The organism is Brumimicrobium salinarum (assembly GCF_002844555.1).
Classification (GTDB): domain Bacteria; phylum Bacteroidota; class Bacteroidia; order Flavobacteriales_D; family Crocinitomicaceae; genus Brumimicrobium; species Brumimicrobium salinarum.
The window spans coordinates 1-3,449 of sequence record NZ_PJNI01000033.1 but is presented as its reverse complement, the minus strand read 5'-3'; the positions used below and the strand labels follow the sequence as shown (position 1 = coordinate 3,449).

Annotated in this window: 2 protein-coding genes; both read right to left on the bottom strand. The window is 35.5% G+C overall.

Annotation, left to right across the window (positions count from 1 at the left end; genetic code table 11):
• Positions 1–2,155 (bottom strand): PKD domain-containing protein (locus CW751_RS14925; protein WP_119782972.1); only part of this gene is annotated, 2,155 nt, incomplete at its 3' end.
• Between the two features lie 472 nt (positions 2,156–2,627).
• Positions 2,628–3,449 (bottom strand): T9SS type B sorting domain-containing protein (locus tag CW751_RS14920; RefSeq protein ID WP_133122250.1); only part of this gene is annotated, 822 nt, incomplete at its 5' end.

The window sequence follows — 3,449 nt, the reverse complement described above, 5'->3', positions numbered from 1 at the left end:
TATGAGCAGCAGGATTTATGGTATAATCCACGTTTCCATTATTATCAATATCCCAAAAATAATCAGTGATCGTGCCTTGATTAGGGACAGAAGTGCTTTCTAATGCTACATCTTCATTGTCACAAGCATTTACAAAGTTAAAGTCAGCTGTAGGCAGTTCAAAAACTGTTACAGGTTTAGTTATACTTTCTGAACATCCATTATTAGATGTTGCGGTTAAAGTTGCGTTAAATACACCATGCGTTAAATAAGTATGTCTAGGGTTTTGAACTGAACTTGTTGCTCCATCCCCAAAATCCCAACTCCATGAATCTATTGTATTTGGTGTGTTTGCGGAACTAATTGATGTTAGGTTATTGAATTCATTTTCGAAATTCAAACAAACTTCAGTTGGTGTAAAATCAATTACAGGATTAGGGTAAATTGCAGTAGTTTTTGATACAGAATGTGTACATCCATTATTAGAAGTAACAGACAACGTTATATCATACAAATCTTCACTTCCATAATTTTGAGTTGGCGAAGGGTTTGTACTCGTTTGACCGTCGCCGAAATCCCACTGCCAAGTTGAAATATTATCACCGTTGGTTCCATCTACTGTTGACAAATCAACAATTGAAGAATTAGTACCTTGACATACAGAGTCTACTGAGAAGTCAGCATTCGGTGTGGGAGATACTGTTACATTTTTAGTTATCGTTTCTGAACAATTATTACTTGTAACAACTGTCAATTCCACGGGATGAATTCCTGGAGTGGTATAAGTATGACTTGGTTCGAAATCCGTAGATGAATTTCCATCTCCAAACTGCCAAGTTGAACTGGCAATCGATCCAGCTAAACCAGTCATCGTGGTTCTATTGGTGAAATCAATTGTTTCCCCCAAACAAACTTGGTTTGGAATTGCATCAAAATCAGCTGTAACCGTTCCTCTTTCATCAATTACGGTGGTTTGAAGAAAATAGGAACAACTTGGTCCTTGAACAGGAATCACCTCTACCTCATAAACACCAGGAGCATCTACAGTTATGCTTTGTGTTGTTGAAGAACCTACAATTCCAGGACCTGTCCAAACATAATTAGTAGCACCAGGAGGACCTTCGAGCGTTAATGTTGGATTGGTACAATTCAAAATGGCATTATTCAGATTGGGCATTGCCATACATTCAGCATCAACATAAGCATATCCAAAATGTCCAGATTGAGCACAATCTGCTGTTGTCATGGTTACTGTCGCTACTTGTCCCATATAAGGAGTTAATGCAATACTCACTGTTTCCCATGGTTTATATCGAACACCACCGTTAGATAAATAACCTGGTGCACTTCCTGAAGCTGCTTGATAATATTCTCCACAAGCTTCGTTATTACCAGCAATTTCAAGTTTAACCTCCATAAAAGGCTGTTGTGAAGCACTATGACCAGGATCTTCCATTACTACAGCAAAATGGTATAAAAACAATTCAGTAGCTGGGGTTACGGTAAATGTATAAGTTGCGCGTGAAGCATTATATCCCGTACCTTGATCTCCAATTCTCATAGAGTATATTCCGCCTCCCGGATAAACTCTTGGTAAATTATTACCACTAGGTCCATCATTACCTGCACCTGGCCCCATAATTGCATGATTTCCTATAGTTCCATTCATTGGCCCTATGTCAGATCCAAGACCAATCCCTCCTGCTCCACCTGAACTCGCGTACGCTAAAATCCAGTCATCAAAAGTTCCTGTTTCAAAATCAGAATTAGTACAACTTGTAGCTTTTTCATAATAACCTCCTGATTCATTTGAGTTTTTATTTTTATCACTTTCGTTAACATGAACAAAGTTAATTTCGCTTATTTCACGGTGTTGATGATGCTCATGATTAGGTTCATACAAACGCTGAGAAACATCTAGTTCACCTGATTCTCGGTAAGTATTGAGTACTTTTTTAAATGCGACTTCTACATTATTCAATTCATTTTCCTCTGTGTATTGTTCTTCCAATAGAATTAATTCACATTGAATTTCTCTTTTTTCGTCAGGTGTTACCTCATTTTGATTAAAAAACTGTTCTATTAATTCATGCCTTTGACTAATCTCATCTTGTGAGAACAAGTTAAAAGAACTGAATAATAGTCCTGTAAGGATGAGTATTTTTATTTTTTTCATAGTCTTATGCCTAATATTTTTTTAACTTTTGTAGCTTATCTTGATAATAAATGAAAAATTCACATTTGACACTTTTCTTTTATATGGAACAATTAAAAAGCAATTCAAGTTAATAACGCTTCTGTTATAAAAACGCTACATGATTTAAAAAAGTTGCCATAAATACCGTAATGAGGGGGCATCCCCTCAAAAAAACAACTGAAAAGTTAATTATGTCACAAATGAAGAAACCCTGGAAAAGATATTTAACAGATGCGCTTTTAATTCTAAATGCTTATTGGGAACTTTACCAATAGTTTAATAAACTACAATAAAAAGTACTCTTTTTAACTTGACAAATCCTTCCATATTTGAAAATCTTAATTTTTCAAATATGGAAGGATGACATTTGTGAGTGTTGGAAAGCAATCGAGAGAAGAGAAGTATTGAAGTTGGGGCTTCTTTTAATAGGATTATTGGATTCAATTTAGCCTCACCTTAACACATTCACATGTCCCTTTTCTGTATGTCTTTTATCAGACATTGTTTCTTTGAATTCAATTTTCCAGACATAAGTACCTTCTTTTACAATTTTTCGGCTATTCGTTCCATATCGACCGTCCCAACCAACATTTGTGTCATGCGATTCAAAAACAATTTCTCCCCATCGATTAAAAATATACAAAGTGTAATCCTGTGGATCATAACCTGAAGAAAATACAGGTTGGAATGTTTCATTATAATTATCGTTATCAGGCGTAAAGGTATTGGGTACGTAAAAAATAACACGGTCTAAAATATCGACAACTTCATACACTGTATCACTGCATCCTTCATTTGTAGACGCAACTAATTCAATAATATGTCTATCCGGATCTTTAGTAAACACAACAACAGGGTTCGTTTCTGATGAAGTTCCATCATTCCCAAACGTCCAATGATACATATCGGCATATAAAGAAGTATTGAAAAACTCAACTTTACTATCGATGATATCTGATTCGTCTGGTGAAAAATTAAATTCTGCCCTTGGATTATGGTAAACTTTTACATAATCATTTTCTGTATGAGTGCTAACACATCCTTCGTTGGAAGTTGCTGTTAAGGTTAAACCATAAAACTGTGTACTTCCAGAATTATTCTCGAAGCATTCTGATAAATTAGCACCAGAATAAAGACTTCCGTCTGTAAATGTCCATTCATATTCTGCAATCGATGAAGGTGAGTTAATTGTAGTGGTTGAATTAATATTAGGACAAACTGGCGAACATCCTTCTAAATCAACCCCTGTAAAACTTACCACAGGTAGAGGATG